The organism is Gordonia jinghuaiqii (assembly GCF_014041935.1).
Lineage (GTDB): Bacteria > Actinomycetota > Actinomycetes > Mycobacteriales > Mycobacteriaceae > Gordonia > Gordonia jinghuaiqii.
This window is the reverse complement of record NZ_CP059491.1, coordinates 927,993-950,638: the sequence shown is the minus strand read 5'-3', so window position 1 is coordinate 950,638 and position 22,646 is coordinate 927,993. Positions and strand designations below refer to the sequence as shown.

Genomic DNA, 22,646 nt, shown 5'->3' with positions numbered 1-22,646 from the left:
GTTGTGTCCGGGATCCCGGACACAACGTCATACGGATCGAGTCTCGGCTCCCGTCAGGTCCAGCACATTCGCGGGGTCCAGCTCGGCCGGCGGCTGATGGGTCACCACCACGACGATCCGGTCGGGTCCGAACAGATCGTCGTCGATACCGAGGAGACGGCGGAGCAGGAGCTCGGCGTCGTCGGCGTCGAGGTGTTCGGTCGGTTCGTCGAGCAGAACGACCGGCGCCGGGTGGAGCAGTGCTCGCGCCAGCAACAATCGTCGACGCTGGCCGCCGCTGACGGCGTCGGCACCGCCGGCGATGGTGGTGTCCAATCCGTCGGGAAGTGTTGCGGCCCAGGGGCCGAGTCCGACGGCGGCCAGCGCGTCCGTGATCTGTTCGTCGGAGGCGTTTCCGCGTGCCACTCGCAGATTCTCCCGGACCGACGTCGAGAAGATGTGCGCTTCCTCGGCGAAATAGCAACCCGCCGAACGTAACTCGACGTCTGAGTCATCGGCGTCGTCGACGCAGACGATCCCGCCCGCCATCGGCGGGAGCAACCCGGCGAGGGTGAGCAGCAGCGTCGACTTGCCGACGCCGCTGGGCCCCACCACCGCAAGTCGCGAACCGGGACGCAGATCCAGGTCGACGCCGGTCTGCGGACCCAGGATCCCGCGGTCCTCTCGACCCCACCGCAGACCGGCCGTCGACAGCCGCACCGGCGAATCGTGTACCTCCACGTCGGGGACGGCGACACCGTCGGCACGCGCGCCGTCGACGAGCGCCATCACCCTGGCTGCGCTCTGGCGGCTGCGTTCGATCTGCAGGCCCGCCTCGGTGAGCGGTGCGGTGGACTCGAAGGCCGACAGGGGCAGGAGGACGAGCACACCCAGGATCATCGGGGTCAGTCCCTCTCCCGACGCCACCCCGGCGAGCGAACCGGCGTTCTCGGATGCGAGCTGGATGGCGATCACACATGCGGCGAGTAGCGAGACGCCCATCGCGATGGGGGTGGCGGCAGCCGCGGATGCCTGCCATCGGATCCCGCGATCGGTGGCGTCGAGGTGCCTGCGGTCCGCCTCCGCGGCCGCAGCCAGCACCGCGGACCGACGGCGTGCGACGACGAGTTCGGAGGCGTGCCACAGCGCCGCGGTCGACGCCTCCGCGGAGTCGGTCGCGGCGCGTGCCCCGTCGCGGACGGTCTGTGCCCCACCGCGGGCGGCCAGCCACGGCGCGAGGCAACCGCTGACGATCAACGCGACGGCGAGCACCAGCGCTGCCGGCACCGACACCAGTGCCATCACCACCACCGCGGCCACCGCGGTGGTCACGCCGACACCGATCGGGATCAGTCCGCGGATGAGCGCGTTGCCGATCTCGTCGATGTCGTCGCCGGTACGGGTGAGCAGGTCGCCCCGGCGCAGGGTCACCGAATAGGCCGGCGAACCGGTCGCGAGAGCGGTGTACAACCGTTCGCGGCAGGTGGCCATCGCATGTAGTGCGAGATCGTGGGTGGCCAGCCGTTCGAGGTAGCGGAACACGCCGCGTGAGATCCCCAGCGCCCGAACCGCGGTGATCGCGACCGACAGGTAGAGCACGGGCGGCATCTGCCACGCACGGGTGATCAGCCATGCGGACAGCGCGGCCAGACCGAGGGCCGACAACGCCCCGCCGACCCCGAGCATCAGTGCCTTCGCAACCGGCCGTCCACGCAGTCCGAGGAAGCCCAGCGCCCGTACGAGTGGGTCATCGCGCATGGAGCACCTCCGGGAACTCGATGACGCGGTCGGCGTATTCACGCGCGACGCCGCGATGGGCGACCACGACGACCGTGTCGCCTGCGCGGGCACGGTCCCGGAGCGCTCGGAGCACGTCGCGTTCGGACGCCTCGTCGAGGTGCGCGGTCGGTTCGTCGAGCAGCAGCAACGGGGCCGGCGACGCGAGCACCCGGGTCAGTGCGAGCCGCTGCCGCTGTCCGGCGGACAAGCCGACCCCGCCGGCACCCAGTCGGGTGCCGAGTCGCCGGGGCAGTTCGGACACGACGGCGTCGAATCCGCTGGCGGCCGCGGCACGTTCGGCCGCATCGCGACGCAACGCACCGAAGAGTTCCACGTTCTCCCCGACCGTCCCGGGGACGATGACGGGCTGCTGGGGCAACCAGGCGATCTGTTCGTGAAGCGTCTCGTGGTCGGCCTCGGCCACCGGGATCGACCCGATCAGCACCGATCCGTCGTCGGGTGCGATCAGCCCCATGATGGCGGCGAGCGCGGTCGACTTCCCCGACCCGTTGGGCCCGCTGAGCACGGTGAGCGAACCCGGTTCGATGGTGGCGCGCAGGCACTCCGGCGCCCAGCCGTCGCGGCCGTGCACCCCGAGGTCGAGCAACGAGATCGGCTCCCCGGCAACCGAGATGCCCCGCGCACCCGTCCCGGTCACCCGATCAGCGGCGTTCTCCGCCTCGCCTGCCGAGGCGTCCATCAGCTCGAACACCTGCCCCGCCGCGGTGAGCCCGTCGGTCGAATTGTGGAACTGCATGCCGACCCGACGCAGCGGAAGATAGGCCTCGGGCGCCAGGATCAGCGCGAAAACACCGGCGTAGAGCGACATCTCGCCGTAGACCAGGCGCAGGCCGATGCCCACCGCGACCAGCGCGACGCACAGGGTGGCCAGGAGTTCGAGGACGGCTCCGGACAGGAACGCCACCCGCAGCGAACTCATCGTGCTGCGACGGTGCGCCTCACCGAGTTCGGCGACCCGGGCCGCGGGTGCCCCGGCCCGGTTCAGTGCGCGCAGCGTCGGCAGACCGGCGATCAGGTCCAGAAGCTGCGCACTGAGCCTGCTCATCGTCTCGAGTTTGCGCGTGGTGCGATCGCGTGTCATCAATCCGACGAGAACCATGAAGAGCGGGATCAGAGGCAACGTGATGAGGATGATGAGTGCCGACGGCCAGTCGGCGAAGGCGATCACCACCGTCACCGTCGGAGTCACGATCGCCGACGTGACGAGGGCGGGCAGATACCCGGACAGGTACGGCCCCAACGCATCCAGCCCCCGCAGCAGCACCGTTCCGGCGTGGTCGCGGATCGCCGACAGCGTCCGCGGCGAGGTCCGGCGCGGATCGGTGAGCACGTCGAGGGCCTCGGCCCGCAATTCGGCGATGGCCCGCTCGGCGGCCCGGTGTGCGTAGCGGTCGTGGCCGTAGGCCATCGCCGCCCGCGCACCCATCGCCGCGGTCAGGATCACGAGGTGGGTCCACTGCGCGTCGAAGGAACGCCGCCCGGGGAAGACGATCAGTTCCGACAGGATCGACGCCACCATCCCCGCCGCGACGATGATGGCGATCACCTCGGCGACCGCGAACACCGCGGTGACCGCGACGTAGCGTCGGGTCGTCGGCGAATACCGCAGCAGACGCGGGTCCACCGGCGGCCCCGCGGAACCCGGGGCGGAGACCCGCGGCCGGGGAGGTCTCACTCGCCGAATGCCCGCAGCGACCGCAGACCCGAGGGCTTGGGCATCTGCTCGACGGACAGTCGCTTGCGGAACACCCAGTAGGTCCAGGCCTGGTATCCGATCACCACGGGGGTGACGAGGACAGCGGCCCAGGTCATCACGACGAGTGTGTAATGGCTCGACGACGTGTTGTCGATGGTGAGGTCGAAGGCCGGATCGGTGGTCGAGGGCAGCACCTCGGGGAACAACGACCCGAACAGCGCCGCCACGGTGGCTGCGATGGCAATCGAGGTGGCGGCGAAAGCCATTCCCTCTCTGCGCATCTGGGTGGCCGCCACCATCACCAGGGCCGCCACCGCCGCGATCAGGACCGGTATCCAGGTCCAGGTGCTGCCGTAGGCGAACTGGGTCCACAGCAGGAACGACGCCGCGACGACCAGCGTCGGGATCGCCAGACGCGACGCGTACCGCATGGAGTCCTCCCGCAGAACGCCACCGGTCTTCAGGGACAGGAAGACCGCGCCGTGGGTCAGAAAGGCCAGCAGGGTGGTCAGACCGCCCAGCAGCGCATACGGGTTGAGCAGGTTGAAGAATCCACCGGTGTACTGGGCGTCGGCATCGATGGGCAGGCCGCGGATCACGTTCGCGAACGCGACTCCCCACAGTATCGCCGGAATCCACGATCCGAGTCCGATACCGACGTCGCACCACATCCGCCACCGCGGGTTGTCGATCTTTCCGCGCCATTCGATCGCGCAGACCCGGGTGATCAACCCGATCAGGATCAGGAACAGCGGAAAGTAGAAGGCGGAGAACATGGTTGCGTACCATCCGCCGAAAGCGGCGAACAGTGCGCCGCCGGCGGTGATCAACCACACCTCATTGCCGTCCCAGACCGGTCCGATGGTGTTGAGCAGCACACGACGCCGGGTGTCGGGGTCGGCTGCCGGCTCGTCGGGCGACACCTTCTCGTCCCCGCCGGTGTGGCTGCGGCCGAGGACGGGCATGAGCATGCCGACGCCGTAGTCGAATCCCTCGAGGACGAAGTACCCGACGAACAGCACTGCGATGATCAGGAACCAGATCTCCGGAAGTCCCACTGGTCTCTCCTATTCTGGGTGTGACGCTTCGGGTGTTCGCCGCTAGTACGCGAACGAGAGCTGTTTGGGCTCATCGCTGTCGGCGTCGGGGTCGGAGTGACCAGGTGGTCTCGAGTCGTAGGTGGCGGGACCTTCGATCACATACCTCCGCTGGAGCATGAACCACACCACGCCCAACGCCCCGTACAGCAGGGTGAAGCCGATCAGTGTCACCCACACCATCCCCGCCGAGTGATTCGACACACCGTTCTGCACGAGCATGTTGATCCGCAACGGATCGAGGTCGTTCTCCCAGTTGGGTGCGACGACCCACGGCTGGCGCCCCATCTCGGTGAAGATCCAGCCGGAACTGTTGGCCAGGAAGGGCGTCGGGATCATCCACAGCGCCAGCAGCCCGAACTTGCGGGATTCCACGACACGCTTGCGGCGAGTGAGCCACAGTCCGCCCAGGGCCACGACCACGGACCCCAGCGCCCAGGTGATCATGGCGCGGAACGCCCAGTAGGTGACGAAGAGGTTGGGTGCGAAGTTCTGGCCGGGCGCCACGCCGGGTTGTCCGGCAAGCGCTTCGGTGTATTGCTGCTGTAACTCCTCGACCCCCTGCAGGGTGCTGTCGAAACTGTGATCGGCGAGGAACGACAGCATCTTCGGGACCTCGATGATGTGCTCGATGTTCTCGCAGTTGTTCTGTCGCCCGATGGCCAGCACCGAGAATCCCGCACCGGTCTCGGTCTCACAGAGCGATTCCGCCGCAGCCATTTTCATGGGTTGCTGATTGAACATGATCTGGGACTGGAGGTCTCCGGTGATGAACAGTGCCACGCCGGACACGATGGTGACCCACAGCGCGAAGCGGGTGACGGGCCGCCAGAAGTGCCGGGCGTCGCGCTCGAGATCCTCCGGCGTGGCGTCGATGTGGCTCGGCGAGGTGGTCTTGGGCATCTCCGAGGTGTCGCCGGTCTCGATGGCCTCGCGAAGTTTCTTGGCGCGCCAGGAATTCCGGGCCATCCACCAGCAGCCGATGGCGGCGACGAAGGTGCCCGCGGTGAGGAACGCGCCGGCGATCACGTGCGGGAACGCCGCGAGCGTCGTGCTGTTGGTGATCACCGCCCAGAAGTCGTTCATCCGCGGCCGGTCGCGGGTCTCGTCCCAGACCACGCCGACCGGGTGCTGCATCCATGAGTTCGCGGCGATGATGAAGTACGCCGAGGCGATGACGCCTGCGGATGCCAGCCAGATGCATGCCAGATGCACCCTGCGCGGTAGCCGGTCCCAGCCGAAGATCCACAGTCCGATGAACGTCGACTCCAGGAAGAACGCGACGAGTCCCTCCAGGGCCAGCGGGGCCCCGAAGACGTCGGCGACGAATCGACTGTACTCGCTCCAGTTCATGCCGAACTGGAACTCCTGCACGATGCCGGTGGCGACGCCGAGCGCGAAGTTGATCAGGAAGAGCTTCCCGAAGAACTTCGTCGCACGCAGCCACTGCTCGTTCCCGGTCACGTGCCACACGGTCTGCATCACCGCGATCATCGGCGCGAGACCGATGGTCAGCGGCACCAGGATGAAGTGATAGACGGTCGTGATCCCGAATTGCCATCTGGAGACGTCCAGAGCGTCCATATCTCGCCTCGAATCGAGTTGCCGTTCCCGGGCCGGGGTGGGCGGAGCGGGTCGAAAGATCCCTACTACTACCAGTAGTAGTAGGGCTTGGGCGCGACGTTACCCCTGGTCACGGAGGGGGACAAGCGCCAAAGGTCCCGCGACGGCGCGGTCGCGGGTGTGTTCGCTCTCATCGCCGCGGCGGTGTGCCGGGCTACTTGCGATCAGTGAGGAGTGACCGAGATCAATTGTGATCGACGGAGATCGCGCGGTCTACCAAAGCGGAGAATTTCTTCGAGTCCGACGGGACGGGCATCACGTACCGGTTGAGGTGGGTGACCCGGGCCGCGAGGGTCACGCTGCTGACCAGCCAGACCGAATCGGCCGCGACGAGGTCTTCGGGCCGCAGGACCTCTGCCTTGGTCTTCCACCCCTCCTGGACCGCCAGATCGAAGACGGCCCGGACCGTTGTCGATTCCAGGATCCCGGTCTCGGAGGGCGGGGTGACCAGCGTGTCCCCGTAGACGGCGACCACGGTCGATCGGGGCCCCTCGAGGACGACGCCTTCGCTGCTCACGAAGATCACGTCGTCGTAGCCCTCCGACGCCGCATGCCGCAGCGCGGCCATGTTGGTGGCGTAGCTGAGCGTCTTGACGCCGAGCAGCTGCCAGGGCGCACGCGCGGCGAGGTCGATCGAGAATCCCCGGTCGAGGGTGATCACCGAGACGCCCTCGGTCCGCGCCGTGACGACGCGCTCGGGCACCGCGTCGACGGTCACATATCCCGTCGGCGTCGAACCGTGTTCGCGCCCACGCGTGTAGACCAGGCGCAGCAGGGCTTCGCCCGACGTCCCGTGGGCCTTCGTCCACGCCTCGACGGCGGCGTCGACGGCGTCGTGCCACACGTCGAGATCCGGCTTGTCCAGGTCCATCGCGGCCGCACTGCGGGCCAGCCGCTCGAGGTGGAGCCGGACGCAACGCGCCCGCCCCGAGCGGACGAGCAGGGTCTCGAAGATGCCGTCGCCGCGGACGGCGGCGAGGTCGTCGGCGTGCAGGAAGGGTGCATCGGCGTCGTGCTGCGTGCCGTCGAGCGTGACCAGGATCGAATCCGACATGGCTAGAAGGCTGCCATGTGTCCCCGGCCGGTGCTCCCCGCCCCCGGGGCCGCAGTGACCCGTAGAATCGACGCGTGAGCCGTTCACCCATCCTGACCAGGCATTCCGAGGGCGGGGCGGTCCCCGGTCCCGGAGAACTCAACTCGACCGACACCGCGTGGCACTACGGCGACCCGCTCGGCGAGCAACGCGCCGCATCCTCCGGGGTGATCATCGTCGACCGTTCCGACCGCGCGGTCATCGAGATCGCCGGCGCCGAACGTCTCAGCTGGCTGCACACGATCTCCAGCCAGCACATCGCCGATCTCCCCGACCGATCGAGCGCGGAGAACCTGTCCCTCGACGCCAACGGCCGCATCGAGGAACATTTCGTCGTCACCGACGTCGACGGCGTCACCTGGATCGACACCGAGGGCCCGCGCGGCGAGCCGCTTCTGGGCTTCCTCGGCAAGATGGTGTTCTGGGCCAAGGCGCAACCGGCGGCACGTCCGGACATGAAGGCCGTGACCCTGATCGGCCCGGGCGCCCTCGACGGCCCGGTCGCAGATCTCCTCGAGATCGGTGCCGACGCCCGGATCTACCAGGCCGGCTCACTGCCCGAGTCGCACCACGAGGACGAACCCCTCGGCTTCTGGCGACGGATGCCGCCCTTCGGCGAGCATGCCGGCCTGCCGGTCGTCGACCTCCTCGTGCCCGAGTACGTACTGATGCGCTGGTGGGACACGCTGACCGAGGCGGGCGCACGGATGGCGGGCAGCTGGGCATACGACGCCCTGCGCGTCGCGGCGCTGCGCCCTCGCCTGGGAGCCGACACCGACGAGCGGACGATCCCCCACGAGGTCAACTGGATCGGCGGACCCGACGAGCTCGGCGCCGTTCACCTGGACAAGGGGTGTTACCGCGGCCAGGAGACGGTGGCCCGGGTCCACAACCTGGGCAAGTCACCTCGGCGCCTGGTGCTGTTGCACCTCGACGGCAGTTCCGACGAGCGACCCACCACCGGCGACCCGGTCACCGCGGGCGGGCGCACCGTGGGCCGGGTGGGCACCGTCGTCGACCACTACGAGTGGGGACCGATCGCGCTCGCCCTCGTCAAGCGCAACGTCGGCGCCGACGTCGAGTTGACCGTCGGCACCGACGCCACGATCAGCGCTCGGATCGACCCCGACTCGGTCCGCGAGGACGAGCGCGTCCAGGCCGGCCGTGCGGCCGTGGAGCGGCTCCGCGGCGGCTCGTCGACGCCGGGAGCCTGAAGAGTGGGCACAGGCTCGGTCCTGGCGGTGTGCGCGGCCGTCGAGGACGTGATGCTCGACGGCATCGGCCGCTCGGCCATCGACAAGCGCCCGCAGTCCGGTCGGGTCGAGGTGAACGAACTCGGACTCGTCTCCGACCACGTGGGCAACAAGCGGTATCACGGCGGCATCGATCAGGCCGTCTACGCCTACTCCGACGCCGAGGCGCGGCGGTGGTCCGACGAGCTCGGACGTGAGCTTCCTTACGGGTGGTTCGGCGAGAACCTCCGGATCGACGGCGTGGAGGTCAGCGGCGCACTGGTCGGCGAGCGGTGGGCCGTCGGGAACGACGGACTCGTCCTCGAGGTCACCATCCCGCGTGTCCCGTGCAAGACCTTCGCGGTGTGGGCGGGTGAGCCCGGGTGGATGAAGCGCTTCATGAGCCAGGCGGATTTCGGCACCTACCTGCGGGTTGTCCATCCGGGCACCGTGGGCGCGGGTGATCCGGTCTCGGTCGTGGCGCGTCCCGACCACGGGGTGCGGTCGCGGCATCTGCTCGTCGGCGGCGATCCCGAAGCCATCCGGAAACTGCTCGAGCGAGACGATCTCCCGGTCAAGGTCCGCCGCGAGGCTCGCAAGGTCGTGGCCAAGTCGGAACGCCGCGACGGCGTGGCGAGGCAGGGCGGACAACACAAATCCTAGAGGCGCGCTAGACTGGTCAGCACGACAGAATTACTTCAAGAGAACGGGGCCGCCAAGTTGTTTGGCCGCCCCGTCATTGTGCGAGGGGGTCCCATATGGGCCGCGGCCGGGCAAAGGCAAAGCAGACGAAGGTTGCACGTCAGCTGAAGTACTCCACGCCGAACACCGATCTGGAAAGTCTGCAGCGCGAACTTTCCGGGCAGAGCGATCCGGTTGTACGCCGACCGGATCCGGTGGACGAGTGGGTGGACGAGGAGGAGTGGCGACGCGCGTGACGCGCACGCTCCACGGGCGCAGTCTCGTTCCTCGCACCCGGCATCACCCCAACATCTTTTCCGTGTGAACGGGCCCGCGGCGACGCGGGTCATCTTCACGTACGGACCCGTGGCTCACCGCCTCCCAAGGTCCGTACCGGGGTGATCCGAACATCAGCGACAACTGAATATCGAAGTTCGAACAATTCCATTCGCACAACGAAGAAGCTCGCCGTGGGAGATCCCATCGGCGAGCTTCTTCGTTGTGTTTGTCGCTGTGCGTGTTTGTCGCTGTGCCGGTGGTGAGACCGTCCCGCCCGCCTAGAAGCGCGGGTGCTCCCCCATCAGGGAGACGCGCGCGCCGGCCTCGGCGCTCTTGGGCTCGTTCGACCGCTTGATCGTGCCGAGGACCCAGTTGTCCACGTGGCGGGCGGTCAGGACCGCCTGCGCACGATCGGTGTCCTCGGGGGCGACGACGGCGACCATGCCGACACCCATGTTGAAGGTGCGCTCCATCTCGAGCTGTTCGACGCGGCCGCGCTGCGCGATGAGCGCGAAGATCGGTGCGGGAGTCCAGGTGTTGCGTTCCAGCTCGGCCACGAGACCCTGCGGGATGACGCGTGCCAGGTTCTCGGCCAGTCCACCGCCGGTGATGTGCGCGAAGGTGCGAACATCGGCCTCGGCGATCAGCGCGAGGCAGTCGCGGGCGTAGATGCGAGTGGGCTCGAGCAGCTCTTCACCCAGGCTGCGCCCGAACTCCTCGACGTGGCCGAAGAGGTCCATGTGGCCCCACTCGAGCAGCACCTTGCGTGCCAGCGAGTAGCCATTGGAGTGCAGTCCCGACGCTCCCATGGCGATGACGACATCGCCGGCACGGACACGATCGGGGGTGAGGACGTTGTCGGCCTCCACGACGCCGACCGCCGTGGCGGACAGGTCGTAGTGGTTGTCCTGCATCAAACCGGGATGCTCGGCGGTCTCACCGCCGAGAAGTGCGCAGCCGGCTTCGACACAGCCGTCGGCGATACCGGCGACGATCTGCGCGACGGTTTCCGGGACGACCTTGCCCACCGCGATGTAGTCCTGCAGGAACAGCGGTTCGGCACCGCAGACGACGAGGTCGTCTACGCACATCGCGACGAGGTCGCGGCCGACGGTGTCGTGTTTGTCGATGGCCTGGGCGATGGCGAGCTTGGTACCCACGCCATCGCTGGCGGCGGCGAGGACCGGCTCCCGGTAGTTGCCCTTGAGCGCGAACAGCCCCGAGAAGCCGCCGATACCGCCGAGCACCTCGGGCCGCGACGCGCGCTTGGCGTGCGGTGCGATGAGCTCCACTGCTCGCTCGCCGGCGTCGATGTCGACCCCGGCCGCCGCGTACGAGGCCTGCGTCCCGCCCTCAGGCGTCGAGGTCGACGCGGCGCCTGCCGTCTCATCGGCAGCAGCATCCCGCTCCGTCATCACCGCAGCACTCCCTGTCACAAGCTTGTTCTGGGTCCAAAAAATTCTCTCGGCGGGTTCGCCGACGGGTCACACGGTACCGGAGCGCCGATCGAGCCGGACCTACGGCCGCATGACGGCACTGACGTTGTCATTCGGCTTCGACAGCGGGTCCACCGTCCGATCGCCTGCGGCACTCGCGAGCATCTGCTCGAGGACGGCCTTGCCCATGGAGGTCTCCTTGGGCAGCTCGATCGGGTATTCGCCGTCGAAACAGGCCGCGCACAGTGCCGACGCAGACTGGCCCGTCGAGTTGATCATCTCGTCGGTGCTGATGTAGCCGAGCGAGTCCGCGCCGATCGCCTGGCGAACCCCCTCGACCATCCCGGCCTCGGATTCCATGCCGTTGGCGATGAGTTCGGCAGGCGAGGCGAAGTCGATGCCGTAGAAGCACGGCCAGCGAACCGGACTCGACGCGATACGCACGTGGACCTCGGTCGCACCGGCCTCACGCAGCATCCGGATCAGGGCGCGCTGGGTGTTGCCGCGCACGATCGAGTCGTCGACGACGATGAGCCGCTTGCCGCGGATGACCTCGCGCAGCGGGTTGAGTTTGAGTCGGATGCCGAGCTGACGGATCGTCTGCGACGGCTGGATGAAGGTCCGGCCGACGTAGGCGTTCTTCATGAGGCCCTGGCCGTACGGGATTCCCGACCCCTGGGCGAAACCGACGGCGGCGGGCACGCCCGACTCCGGCACCGGGATGACCAGGTCGCCCTCCGCGGGATGCTCTTTGGCGAGTCGCCGCCCGATCTCCACGCGCGTGGAGTGCACCGACCGGCCGTTGATCACCGAGTCCGGCCGGGCCAGGTAGACGTATTCGAAGACGCACCCGCGCGGGGTGGGCTCGGCGAAGCGCGAGCTGCGCACGCCGTCGGCGTCGATGGCCAGCAGTTCGCCCGGCTCGATGTCACGGACGAAGGACGCACCGACGATGTCGAGGGCGGCTGTCTCCGAGGCGACGACCCAGCCGCGGTCGAGGCGGCCGAGGGACAGCGGACGCACGCCGTGCGGGTCACGCGCGGCGTAGAGCGTGTGCTCGTCCATGAAGGTGAGGCAGAAGGCACCCTTGAGGGTCGGCAGGAGTTCCATCGCGGCCTGCTCGATCGAGCTGTCCGCGGCGCCGTGCGCCAGCAGCGCACCTACGACGTCGGAGTCCGACGTCGCGGCCGAACTCTTGATGCCGTGTTCACGGGCGCGAGCGGCGAGCTCGGAGGTGTTGACGAGGTTGCCGTTGTGACCGAGGGCGACACCGGTTCCGGCGTCGGTGGTCCGGAAGATCGGCTGGGAGTTCTCCCACGTGGTCGAGCCGGTGGTGGAGTAGCGGCAGTGCCCGATGGCGACGTGTCCGCTCATCGCGCCGAGCGTCTGCTCGTCGAACACCTGGCTGACCAGACCCAGGTCCTTGAAGACGACGACCTGGCTGCCGTCGCCGACCGCGATGCCCGCGGCTTCCTGACCACGATGCTGCAACGCGTAGAGGCCGTAGTAGCTCAGCTTGGCGACGTCCTCGCCCGGGGCCCAGACCCCGAAGACACCACACTCTTCGCGGGGTTCGTTCTCGGGTTCGTCCAGCGGGGCCGGGTTGCCGGCGCGCGCCGAGCACCCACCGGTCGGCGTCGTGGGAGCGAGCAGGTTCACGTTGGCGATCGAACGATCAGTCATCGACTAGCTCCCTGGGGCTGCGAATCGGTACAACACGGCTGTGAAAGTGAATGGGCTGGGAGACAGTTCGCAGTTTACGTGCCCGTCGCCTCCCATTGCGAATCTTGCAGCGGTGTGGAGGCGGACGGAATTCCATACGGACATCGGTGAGTGACCGATCACACTCCCCCTCAGGCACCCGGCGCCGGCCCGTCGGCGGCGACGGGGACGAGGGGCAGCAGGTCGGCCACCAGCTCGGCGCGATGCCCGGAGGAGTCCACTCCCCCGGCGGCGAGTGCCTCGTCGTAACGCAGCAGCCCGGTCACGAGCAGCAGCCAGGTGCGCGGCGAGGTCTCGACGACGTTGGGCGGCGTTCCTCGTGTGTGACGGGGACCTTCGATGCACTGCACCGCGACGAACGGCGGCACCCGCACCTCCACGGAGTTGCCCGGCGCGATCTGTTCGAGGGTGCGGGCGGAGAGTCGGACCGCGGCGGCGATCGCCGCTCGCGACGGTGCGGGCGCATTCTCGTCGACGAGCCAGTCCGCGACCGCGAGGACGGCGGCGCGGACCTCGGTGGGGTCCACTCTCTTACGCGTCGGCACACACGCCATCTTGCATCAGGGTCCGAACGTGCTCCAGCAGGGTTCGGCACAGCCCGCATCGGGCAGTATTGACCGCATGGGTGCCGAGGTGACCAAGCAGCAGTTCACCGGTGAAGACCGGGTCCGCTTCCGACGGCAGGTCGGCCGGGGAACCGAGGCGATCGCCCGGATGCTCGCCGACGGGTTGTTCACCGATCAGGGCCGACCGCCCAGGCCGTTGCTCGGCATGGAAGTCGAGCTCAACCTCGTCGACGAACACATGCGACCGTCGATGGCCAACGCCGAGGTGCTCGAGGCCATCGCCGACCCCGACTACCAGACCGAGCTGGGCCAGTTCAACATCGAGATCAACGTCGCGCCGCGCCCTTTCACCACCGATGACACGATCTCCCTCGAAGATGCGCTGCGCCGGTCGTTGAACCGCGCCGAGGAGCGGGCGTCGCAGACCTCGAGTCACCTCGTGATGATCGGCATGCTGCCCACCCTCAAGGCCGAACACTTTGCCCATCACTGGATCTCGGCCAACCCCCGCTACGACCTGCTGAACGAGCAGATCTTCGCCGCACGCGGCGAGGACCTCGAGATCGACATCAGCGGAATGCCGCTGACCGAACGCCACGACCCCGAGCACCTGCACACCTCGACCGACTCGATCCTGCCCGAAGCGGCCTGCACCTCCCTGCAGCTGCACCTTCGTGTGGCGCCGGAAGACTTTGCCGCGCATTGGAATGCGGCGCAGGCGATCGCCGGGGTGCAGGTGGCCATCGCCGGCAACTCGCCGTTCCTGGCCGAGACCGCACTCTGGCACGAGAGCCGGATACCGGTCTTCGAGCAGGCCACCGACACCCGGCCGCTCGAACTGAAGAACCAGGGCGTGCGGCCCCGGGTGTGGTTCGGCGAGCGCTGGATCAACACGATCTTCGACCTGTTCGAGGAGAACACCCGGTACTTCCCGGCACTTCTCCCGGTGTCCACCGACATCGACCCGCTGGCCGAACTCGAGGCCGGACGTACCCCGGCCCTCGACGAACTCCGCCTGCACAACGGCACCGTGTACCGATGGAACCGTCCGGTCTACGACGTCGTCGACGGCCATGCCCACCTGCGGGTCGAGAACCGCGTGTTGCCCGCGGGTCCCACCGTCGTGGACACCATGGCCAACGCGGCGTTCTACTACGGCGTCGTGCGCGGCCTGTTCGAGGCCGAACGGCCCCTGTGGTCGCAGATGTCGTTCAACGCCGCCGCCGAGAACCTGCAGTCCGGCGCCCGCTCCGGTTTCGAATCGCAGCTGTACTGGCCGAACGTCGGCTGGGTGCGGCCCGACGAACTCGTCCTGCGCAGATTGCTGGAGCTGGCCGAGCAGGGACTGACCTCATACGGACTGTCGGAGAAGGCGCGCGCCCGCTACCTCGGAGTCATCGAGGGACGCTGCGTGTCCCGCCAGTCCGGCTCGGTGTGGCAGCGACACGCGGTCGCCGCCCGCGAGAAGGCAGGCGAGAGTCGTGCCGAGGCACTCAACGGCATGCTGCGGGACTACGTCACGCACATGCACGAAGGCGAACCCGTCCACACCTGGGAGGTGTGAGCCACCGGCTCACCTGCCGGCGACGAGCCCGCGCCCGGTCACCAGCGGCAAATCCAGCGCAGTGACCAGGCCCGGTTTCGCATCCACCACGGCGGCAACGGAATTCACCAGACGCATGGCGGTGACGATCATCCCGGAGACGTTGTGGTCGCCGTGCTCGCCGTGGTGGGAGAACTCGACGGCCATCTCCGGTTCGCCGGAGATCGCGATACGGTAGCAGCCGTCGCCGTCGTTCGGCGACGGCCACTGCGGGCACTGCTCGGGATGTGTGCGCGTGTAATGTTCCAGCACAACACGATCCACGCCGTCGACCTGTCCGGCCACCTCGAACCGGAGCGCCGCCATCGTGCCCTTGCCGATCTCGACGGACACCGTCGAGTAGTCGCGGTCGGCTTCCACCCGCTCCACACGTTCGAGCAGCGGCTCGTCGAGCACGAGGTCGAGTCCGGCGGCGATCTGCCGGACGACGCTTCCCCACGCCATCGACAGGATGCCCGGTGCGAGCAGCAGCGGGGTGGCATCCATCGGTTGCCCGAAGCCGAACAGGTCCCGCATCACGACCGGCTGATAGTAGGTCGAATAGTCGGCGATCTCCTGGCAGCGCACCTCGTCGATGCGTTGCGAGAGACTCGTCATCGCCAGGGGCAGAGCATCATTGGCGAAACCGGGATCGATGCCGTTGACGTGCAGACTGGCGTTGCCCTTCCGTCCGGCGTCCTCGATGCGCTCGAGCAGCGAGTCGGGCAGGATGCCGTGCGGGAACTGCAGCACCACCGGCCCGCTCGACACCACGTTGATGCCGTTGGAGACGAAGAAGATCAGGTCCTCGATGGCCTCCATGACCCGGTCATCGGTCATCGCGGTGTGCACGATGCAGTCCGGCTTCAACGCGATCAGCGCGTCGCGGTCGTTCGTCGCCTCGACACCGAGTTCGCGCCCGAGGCCTGCCAGTTCACCGGAATCCCTGCCGACCTTGGCCGGGTCGGACACCCACACCCCCACGAGGTCGAGGTCCGGCCGGGCGTCGATCCCGGCGATGGCATGTCGTCCGACTGTTCCGGTCGACCATTCGACCACGCGCAGAGTCATGTCCCTCAAACTAGAACACGTTTCAACTCCGGCGTGGGCGTTCGGCGAGAACGCCTCTGCCGCGCGCAGAGTTCCTCCCCACCTGCCCCTGCGGAGCTAGGCTCACAGGCGATGACCCCGACACCGCCGGGCCCGGCGCGGGCCCCTCTGTACATCGACCACGCCGGCCACCGGACCATGATCAAGTGGCACCGCGCCCGTCGTCGCGCCGACGACCCGGCCTTCACCGCGAGCCGGATCGTCGAAGGCATGCGACTCGGTGCGAGTGTCGAGATCGACCTGGTCATCCATGCCGACCGCGGCTTCGCCGTCTTGCACGACCGCATCGTCGACCGGGCCACCACCGGAACCGGCGCGGTGTCGGCTCTGCCCGCGGCACACCTACGGGAACTGTCCCTGCGCGACAACCACGGCCGAGCACTCGACGAGCGGGTCCTGCTCCTCGAAGATCTGACCGGCCTGTTCACCGGCATCGACATCGCACCCGGCGCGCTCCTGCAACTCGACTTCAAGGAGGACGACGCGGCACTCGACGCCGCCGCCGTCGACACCTTCGCGAGGAGCGTGGCACCCTTCGCCTCGCATTACATCCTGTCGTGCGGCGACGCCGCGGCCGTGGAGACGTTGACCTCGGCCGCGCCGGGAATCCGGATCGGTTACGACCCTTGCCATCACGGCGCCGCCGAGGCAGCGATCAGATCCGGCGACTTCGACGGCTTCGTCGACGCCGCGGTGGCAGCCTCACCGAAGGCCGAGATGATCTATCTCGAGAACCGGCTGATACTCGCGGCGGAGGGTCGCGGTCACGATCTGGTAGGCGCATTCCACGATCACCACCGCCTTGTCGACGGATACACGGTCACCCGAGTCGGCCCGCAGGTGGCCCCGGACATCAAGCGGCTGTTGGAGTTACGGGTCGACCAAATCACCACCGACGATCCCGAGGCGCTGGTCGCACTCGATCTCCGCGCCCCGTCGCCCGGTGCGGGTTGCCGCCTCATCCGATGGTTCCGACGCTCAGACATGTAGCGACCAGAGCGGTTCGACGGGGATGTTGCGGACGACGAACCATCCGAGAACCACGATGAGGGCGACAACGCCCGAGTACCTGAGGTTCTGCCAACCGCGGAGGTGACGACCCGTCCACAACCGCACGCAGTAGGTCCCGAATGCAAAGAGCAACAACCCGATTGCGAGGACACCGAACGCGTTGTAGTGGAGCGCCGCCGGGACATCGCCGTGCAGCAACGAGTAGATCGCCCGCAGTGAGCCGCATCCGGGACAGGTCACCCCGAAGATCAGCTTCGTCGGACATACCGGGAGGGCACCACCCGGTGTCGTGGGATCGCCGAACCAGACGGCGGCACAGAGCATGCCGGTACCGGCGACGACGGTCGCCGGCCCGAGGACACGATGTTCCGAGAGGGCCGACACCCGTCGCAGGACGGCCCCCTCGAAACCCTCAGTACGTCGACGTGGACGATGCGCCGAGGAGGATGACAAAGAAGATGACATAGACGATGACGAACAGGACCCCGAGAACGAGCGAGGTGATCGCACTCCACATCGCCCACTTCTTGGCCTCGTCGGCGGCGCGCTGCGCACCGGCGTAATCGCCTGCGGCCCAGAGCTTGCTGACCGATGTCGACTTGACGATCGACACGATGCCCAGCGGCAGACAGCACAACACCGTCGACAGGATCGCCCACACGAGATTGTTGTCCGGCTCCGGCCCGGCCGGGTTCCCGCCCGGGAAACCCCCGTAGGGCTGCTGCCCGTAACCACCCGCACCGTAGTTCGAAGGCTGGTTCGGATCATAGGGATAACTCATCGGGGCCCTTTCACTCTTGTCAGAGAACCCCAGGAGCGTAACCGAGGCGGCAAGCGCCGGGATACTCCTCGCACCGAGATTGATTCCATTGACTTACGCACACATCCATGCAGGTAAGGACGTTGCGAGCCGCAACTACGCGGTGTCGCCGAACAGTCTCGGCAGGGTGCCCTCGTGCGCCTCGCGGAGTTCGGTGAGCGGGACCGAGAAGTAGTCCTGGACCTCGACCGAGTCGCTGCCCTGATCGACCACACCGATCCGCGTCCACGGCATCCCGCGGGCGTCGAGCATCGCCACGAAGCGCGACTCCTCGGTGCGCGGCACCGCGACGAGCACGCGGCCTGCGGATTCGGAGAACAGCCACACGAACGGGTCGGCGTCCTCGGGCAGCAGCACCCGGCAGCCGGTCTCGCCGGCGAGCGCGGCCTCGACAACCGTCTGGATGAGTCCACCCTCGCTGAGATCGTGTGCGGCGGAAACCAATCCGTCGCGCGACGCCGCGGCCAGGATGTCCGCCAGCAGACGCTCACGTTCCAGGTCGACCTGCGGGGGCACACCGCCGAGGTGGTCGTAGGCGACCTGCGCCCAGATCGACCCGTCGAACTCGTCGCGGGTCTCCCCCAGCAGGATCAGGGTCTCGCCGGGTTCGGTGCCGATCCCGGTGGGGATACGGCGGTGCACGTCGTCGATGACACCGAGCACACCGATGACCGGGGTCGGCAGGATGGGCGTCGCACCGGTCTGGTTGTAGAAGCTGACGTTGCCGCCGGTGACCGGGATACCGAGTTGCGCACAACCGTCGGCGAGTCCGCGGACGGCCTGCTGGAACTGCCACATCACCGCCGGGTCCTCCGGTGAACCGAAGTTGAGACAGTTGGTGACGGCCTTCGGCGTCGCACCGGACACGGCGACGTTGCGGTACGCCTCCGCCAGTGCGAGCTGCGCACCGCGGTACGGGTCGAGGAAGGTGTAGCGGCCCGACGCATCGGTCGCCAATGCGATTCCGCGGCCGGTCTTCTCGTCGATGCGGATCATGCCCGAGTCGGCGTGCTCGGCGAGAACGGTGTTCCCGCGGACGTACCGGTCGTACTGGTCGGTGATGAACTTGCGGCTGCACAGCGCGGGCGAGGCGAGCATCGACAGCAACGTCTCGCGCAGCTGGTCGGGGGTGCTCGGGCGCTGCAGCGGCTCGGTCGTCGACGCCTCGACGGTGTCCTGCCACTCCGGACGCGCCACGGGGCGCTCGTACACGGGACCGTCGTGGGCGACGGTGCGCGGCGGCACGTCGACGACGGTCTCGCCGTGCCACTCGATCACCAGGTGCTCGCCGTCGGTGACCTCGCCGATCTCGGTGGCGAGGACATCCCACTTGCGGCAGACCTCGAGGAACTTCTCGACGTTGTCGGGGGTCACGACCGCACACATGCGTTCCTGCGACTCGCTGGAGAGCACCTCCGCCGGCGTCATCCCCTTGGCGCGCATCGGGACCTTCTCCAGGTCGATGTGCATGCCACCGTCGCCGGCGGCCGCGAGCTCGCTGGTGGCACAGGCCAATCCGGCTCCGCCGAGGTCCTGGATGCCCACGACCAGTCCGGCGTGATACAGCTCGAGGCAGCACTCGATGAGCACCTTCTCGGTGAACGGATCGCCCACCTGCACGCTCGGCAACTTCTTGCGGTTCGGACCCGAACCCTCGCCCTCGTCGTCGAAGGTCTCCGACGCCAGGACCGAGACACCGCCGATGCCGTCGAGGCCGGTACGCGCACCGAACAGGATGATCTTGTTACCGGCGCCCGAGGCGAAGGCCAGATGCAGGTCCTCGGTGCGCAGGACGCCCGCGCACAGCGCGTTGACGAGGGGGTTGCCCGCGTAGCTGGCGTCGAAGACGGTCTCGCCGCCGATGTTCGGCAGGCCCAGGGAATTGCCGTAACCACCGACGCCGCGGACCACACCGTCGACGACCCGGCGGGTGTCGGGGGCGTCGGCCGGGCCGAAGCGCAGCTGGTCCATCACCGCGATCGGGCGGGCACCCATGGCCATGATGTCGCGCACGATGCCGCCGACACCGGTGGCCGCACCCTGGTAGGGCTCGACGTAACTCGGATGGTTGTGCGACTCGACCTTGAAGGTGACCGCCCAGCCGTCGCCGATGTCGACGACGCCGGCGTTCTCGCCGATACCGGCGAGCATGCTCGCGCGCATCTCCTCGGTGGTGGTCTCGCCGAAGTACCGCAGGTGCACCTTCGACGACTTGTAGCTGCAGTGCTCGGACCACATCACCGAGTACATGGCGAGTTCGGCGTCGGTGGGCCGGCGGCCCAGGATCTCGCGGATCCGCGCGTACTCGTCGTCCTTGAGACCTAGTTCGCGGAACGGCTGCGGATGATCCGGGGACTGGGAAGCGGCTGAGACGGTATCCACCTGGGCACTCACGCTGACAAGTCTAGGCGGGGCCGGGAGGTTCCGGCCGACGGGGCATCGCGCGGACGTATCGGCTCCCCCGGCGGCGTCGGACGAACCGTCTGGGAGATCTGTGACCGGCGTCGCGCCGATCTAGCGATAGTCTGTTCACCTGAGCCGGACGGGTGCGCCCCGGGTGGGCTGCGCACGGCAGCGTTTGCGCAGCGCCGACGGCCGGGCCGCGCAGGGGATGCCAGGGAACACAGGGGGGAAGCGATGGCCGATGTCCGCAAGGCGAGGGCACTGTTCGAACTCGGCGTCCTGTCCCTGAACATCCCCGTCGAAGGTCAGGAACCGATCAACAACCCGGCCCAGGCCACCAAGGCGTTCACCCGCGCCACCGAATGGGACCCGACACTCGGCGACGCCTGGATCGGCAGGCTCGCCTGCGGCGACAACAGCAACGAGGTCCTCCTCGGTCTGTACCGGGCACGTGCCTCGATCGGGGCCGCGCAGCGCAGGCTCGGCCTTCCGCCGGGCACGATCGTCGGCCGGTGGTACACCGGCATGTTCATCGACTACCCGGCGTCCACCCCGGTCGAGGCCACCGCCGCCTATGCATCGAGCCTGATCCGGGGGGCCGATTTCGCCGGGGCCGAGGAGGCCCTCGACGAGGTCCCGCCCGCGCACCGGATTCCGGTTGTGGACTTCGTCCGCGCATTCCTGCACTTCACCACCCAGCGCTGGCCCGATGTCCTGACCGCACTCACCCGCTCGGACCGCTGGGGCGACCCCTACATGCAGGCGGTGGCCGACTTCATGGCCGGCACGTCGTGCGTCCACCTCGGCATGCTGGGCGAGGGCATGCGCCGGCTGCAGAACGCGATCGACGGCCCGATCGCGGCCTGCGCGACGCAGGCGATGTTCGCCTACGGTCTCGCGCTGCGCGCGCAGGGGCACGAGGAGAAGGCCAAATCGATGTTCGAGCAGGCCTATGCACGCGATCCATCGCTGTCGGCGGCGGCCGAGGCCTTGCGATCGCCGTCGATGCGCCTGACCGCGACCACCCCGGAGGAGATCGCCGAACGCACCGACCGGTGGGACCCGAAGTCGGTGCCCGATCACACCGAGACGCTGGTCTCGACGTCCGCGGCGTCCGGTGAGATGGGCGCCCTGGTGACCGACGCGCAACGCGAACTCGACGAACAGATCGGCCTGGAGTCGGTCAAGCAGCAGGTGGCGAAGCTCCAGTCGTCTGCGACCCTCGCCAAGGTCCGCGCCGATCGCGGCCTGTCGACGTCGGCGCGCAGCCTGCATCTGGCGTTCACCGGGCCTCCCGGTACCGGCAAGACGACGGTGGCGCGCATCGTCGCCAAGATCTACTGCGGACTCGGCTTCATCAAGACCGACAAGGTGGTCGAGGCGACGCGCCGCGACCTGGTCGGCGAGCACCTCGGCAGCACCGCCATCAAGACCTCGGCACTCATCGATTCGGCCATGGACGGTGTGCTGTTCATCGACGAGGCGTACACCCTCATCCAGCAGGGACTCTCCGGCGGCGACGCGTTCGGCCGTGAGGCCGTGGACACCCTGCTGGCCCGCATGGAAGACGACCGGGACCGCCTGGTGGTCATCATCGCCGGCTACGACTCCGAGATCGACCGGTTCCTCGCCGCCAACGACGGCCTCTCGTCACGCTTCGCCCGCCGGGTGCGTTTCGAGTCCTACACGCCCGGTGAACTCGCCCGCATCGGCGAGTTCATCGCCCGCAAGCGGGACTCGCTGCTCACCGATGAGGCGATGATCGAGATCGAACAGGCCTGCGGGCCGCTCTATCACGACGTCCGCGATCACCGGGGGACGACGCGACGAGCCACCGACCTGGCGGGCAACGGCCGTTTCATCCGCAACATCATCGAGGCCGCCGAGGAAGAGCGCGAGTTCCGGCTCAGCACCGCAGGCGATTTCGACGCCCTGACAGCCGACGACCTGATGCGCATCGAGACCGACGATGTGAAGGCGGCCATTTCCGGGGTGTTGTCGGGGCTCGTGCGCTCCGAACGCCCGTCCCCTTAGCCTGTTTCGATCCCCGTCCGAGCTCTGCGAGAGGTTGCGTCATGCCCACCCCCGATGTCCGTCTTCGACGTCCCGGTACACCGCGGACGGTTGCCGTCGCCGGACTGATCGCGGCCGTGGGCCTCGCCCTCGGCGCCTGCTCCGCCGACCCCGAGCCCGCATCCTCCCCGTCCACGACGCCCCTGAGCTCGACGGCCCAGATCTCACCGCCCCAGTCCTCGACGCCACCTTCGTCCCCCGAGGCGTCGAGCACCGCGGCCACCGCGAACACGACCGCGACCCGGACCGGCGACGGCGAGGCCACGTCGTTGACGTGCAAGCAGTTCCGGGCGCAGGACGACGCCGCGCGAGAAGAGACCGTGACGCAGCTGGGCGTGACGTCGAATGCGCAGCAGGTGGCCGCCGTTGCGGCGACGGTCTGTCTGAGCCGCCCCGACGACAAGATCTCCGACGTCGTCGACGAACTCGTCCCGCGCTGATAC

At 68.2% G+C, this 22,646-nt stretch carries 19 protein-coding genes; 7 read left to right on the top strand and 12 right to left on the bottom strand.

The features are described 5' to 3' along the window. Positions 1 to 27 precede the first annotated feature (27 nt). The 5 genes from cydC to H1R19_RS04205 all read right to left on the bottom strand — a co-directional run bounded on the left by cydC (position 28) and on the right by H1R19_RS04205 (position 7,249). Positions 28 to 1,737, bottom strand: coding sequence for a thiol reductant ABC exporter subunit CydC (gene cydC, locus H1R19_RS04225; protein WP_219850644.1), 1,710 nt, complete (start codon positions 1,735 to 1,737; stop codon positions 28 to 30). Continuing rightward, a complete protein-coding gene (gene cydD, locus H1R19_RS04220; protein ID WP_244970869.1) occupies positions 1,727 to 3,403 on the bottom strand; it encodes a thiol reductant ABC exporter subunit CydD in 1,677 nt (558 codons plus the stop codon). Before cydD ends, cydC begins: the two co-directional genes overlap by 11 nt. Positions 3,404 to 3,450: 47 nt before the next feature. After that, the gene (cydB, locus tag H1R19_RS04215; protein WP_188329571.1) at positions 3,451 to 4,533 is read right to left on the bottom strand and encodes a cytochrome d ubiquinol oxidase subunit II; all 1,083 of its coding nucleotides are present in this window, start codon (positions 4,531 to 4,533) and stop codon (positions 3,451 to 3,453) included. Between the two features lie 42 nt (positions 4,534 to 4,575). After that, the gene (locus H1R19_RS04210) at positions 4,576 to 6,156 is read right to left on the bottom strand and encodes a cytochrome ubiquinol oxidase subunit I (RefSeq protein WP_188329570.1); all 1,581 of its coding nucleotides are present in this window, start codon (positions 6,154 to 6,156) and stop codon (positions 4,576 to 4,578) included. 223 nt (positions 6,157 to 6,379) lie between these two features. Next, entirely contained in the window at positions 6,380 to 7,249 is an 870-nt protein-coding gene (locus H1R19_RS04205) for an aminodeoxychorismate lyase (RefSeq protein WP_219850642.1), read from the bottom strand. 74 nt (positions 7,250 to 7,323) lie between these two features. On the opposite strand from H1R19_RS04205, the gene ygfZ reads away from it, so the two are divergent. From ygfZ to H1R19_RS04190, 3 genes are all read left to right on the top strand, one after another. Beyond that, a complete protein-coding gene (gene ygfZ / locus H1R19_RS04200) occupies positions 7,324 to 8,502 on the top strand; it encodes a CAF17-like 4Fe-4S cluster assembly/insertion protein YgfZ (RefSeq protein WP_219850641.1) in 1,179 nt (392 codons plus the stop codon). Between the two features lie 3 nt (positions 8,503 to 8,505). Further along, positions 8,506 to 9,183: an MOSC domain-containing protein gene (locus tag H1R19_RS04195; RefSeq protein ID WP_244970868.1), complete on the top strand. Its 678-nt coding sequence runs from the start codon at positions 8,506 to 8,508 to the stop codon at positions 9,181 to 9,183. Between the two features lie 95 nt (positions 9,184 to 9,278). Beyond that, positions 9,279 to 9,458 carry a DUF3073 domain-containing protein gene (locus H1R19_RS04190; protein WP_188329567.1) on the top strand — a complete coding sequence of 60 codons (180 nt, stop codon included), beginning with the start codon at positions 9,279 to 9,281 and terminating at the stop codon, positions 9,456 to 9,458. 300 nt (positions 9,459 to 9,758) lie between these two features. Here the strand turns inward: H1R19_RS04190 and purM are convergent, their stop codons facing one another. From purM to H1R19_RS04175, 3 genes are all read right to left on the bottom strand, one after another. Beyond that, positions 9,759 to 10,895, bottom strand: a complete 1,137-nt coding sequence (purM, locus tag H1R19_RS04185) for a phosphoribosylformylglycinamidine cyclo-ligase (protein ID WP_188329566.1) — start codon at positions 10,893 to 10,895, stop codon at positions 9,759 to 9,761. A 102-nt stretch (positions 10,896 to 10,997) separates the two neighbouring features. After that, positions 10,998 to 12,599, bottom strand: coding sequence for an amidophosphoribosyltransferase (gene purF, locus H1R19_RS04180; RefSeq protein ID WP_188329565.1), 1,602 nt, complete (start codon positions 12,597 to 12,599; stop codon positions 10,998 to 11,000). A 170-nt stretch (positions 12,600 to 12,769) separates the two neighbouring features. Continuing rightward, on the bottom strand, positions 12,770 to 13,192 hold the full coding sequence (locus tag H1R19_RS04175; protein WP_188329564.1) for a sterol carrier family protein: 423 nt from the start codon (positions 13,190 to 13,192) through the stop codon (positions 12,770 to 12,772). Positions 13,193 to 13,259: 67 nt separating this feature from the next. On the opposite strand from H1R19_RS04175, the gene H1R19_RS04170 reads away from it, so the two are divergent. Then, positions 13,260 to 14,768, top strand: a complete 1,509-nt coding sequence (locus H1R19_RS04170; protein WP_188329563.1) for a glutamate-cysteine ligase family protein — start codon at positions 13,260 to 13,262, stop codon at positions 14,766 to 14,768. Between the two features lie 9 nt (positions 14,769 to 14,777). Here the strand turns inward: H1R19_RS04170 and H1R19_RS04165 are convergent, their stop codons facing one another. Continuing rightward, positions 14,778 to 15,857 carry an NAD(P)H-dependent amine dehydrogenase family protein gene (locus tag H1R19_RS04165; RefSeq protein ID WP_219850640.1) on the bottom strand — a complete coding sequence of 360 codons (1,080 nt, stop codon included), beginning with the start codon at positions 15,855 to 15,857 and terminating at the stop codon, positions 14,778 to 14,780. Between the two features lie 111 nt (positions 15,858 to 15,968). Here H1R19_RS04165 and H1R19_RS04160 point away from each other — a divergent pair, with 111 nt between their 5' ends. Next, positions 15,969 to 16,886, top strand: coding sequence for a glycerophosphodiester phosphodiesterase (locus H1R19_RS04160; RefSeq protein WP_219850639.1), 918 nt, complete (start codon positions 15,969 to 15,971; stop codon positions 16,884 to 16,886). On the opposite strand, the gene H1R19_RS04155 is transcribed toward H1R19_RS04160, so the two are convergent. The 3 genes from H1R19_RS04155 to purL all read right to left on the bottom strand — a co-directional run bounded on the left by H1R19_RS04155 (position 16,875) and on the right by purL (position 20,121). Then, positions 16,875 to 17,231 carry a DUF2752 domain-containing protein gene (locus tag H1R19_RS04155; protein WP_219851520.1) on the bottom strand — a complete coding sequence of 119 codons (357 nt, stop codon included), beginning with the start codon at positions 17,229 to 17,231 and terminating at the stop codon, positions 16,875 to 16,877. The genes H1R19_RS04160 and H1R19_RS04155 overlap by 12 nt on opposite strands. Before the next feature lie 88 nt (positions 17,232 to 17,319). Further along, a complete protein-coding gene (locus H1R19_RS04150; protein ID WP_219850638.1) occupies positions 17,320 to 17,688 on the bottom strand; it encodes a CD225/dispanin family protein in 369 nt (122 codons plus the stop codon). Positions 17,689 to 17,823: 135 nt separating this feature from the next. Next, entirely contained in the window at positions 17,824 to 20,121 is a 2,298-nt protein-coding gene (purL, locus tag H1R19_RS04145; RefSeq protein WP_219850637.1) for a phosphoribosylformylglycinamidine synthase subunit PurL, read from the bottom strand. Positions 20,122 to 20,364: 243 nt separating this feature from the next. Between purL and eccA the strand changes: the two genes are divergently transcribed. Continuing rightward, positions 20,365 to 22,164, top strand: coding sequence for a type VII secretion AAA-ATPase EccA (gene eccA / locus H1R19_RS04140; RefSeq protein ID WP_219850636.1), 1,800 nt, complete (start codon positions 20,365 to 20,367; stop codon positions 22,162 to 22,164). Between the two features lie 41 nt (positions 22,165 to 22,205). Further along, positions 22,206 to 22,643, top strand: coding sequence for a hypothetical protein (locus H1R19_RS04135; RefSeq protein WP_244970867.1), 438 nt, complete (start codon positions 22,206 to 22,208; stop codon positions 22,641 to 22,643). The last annotated feature ends 3 nt before the right edge of the window (positions 22,644 to 22,646 follow it).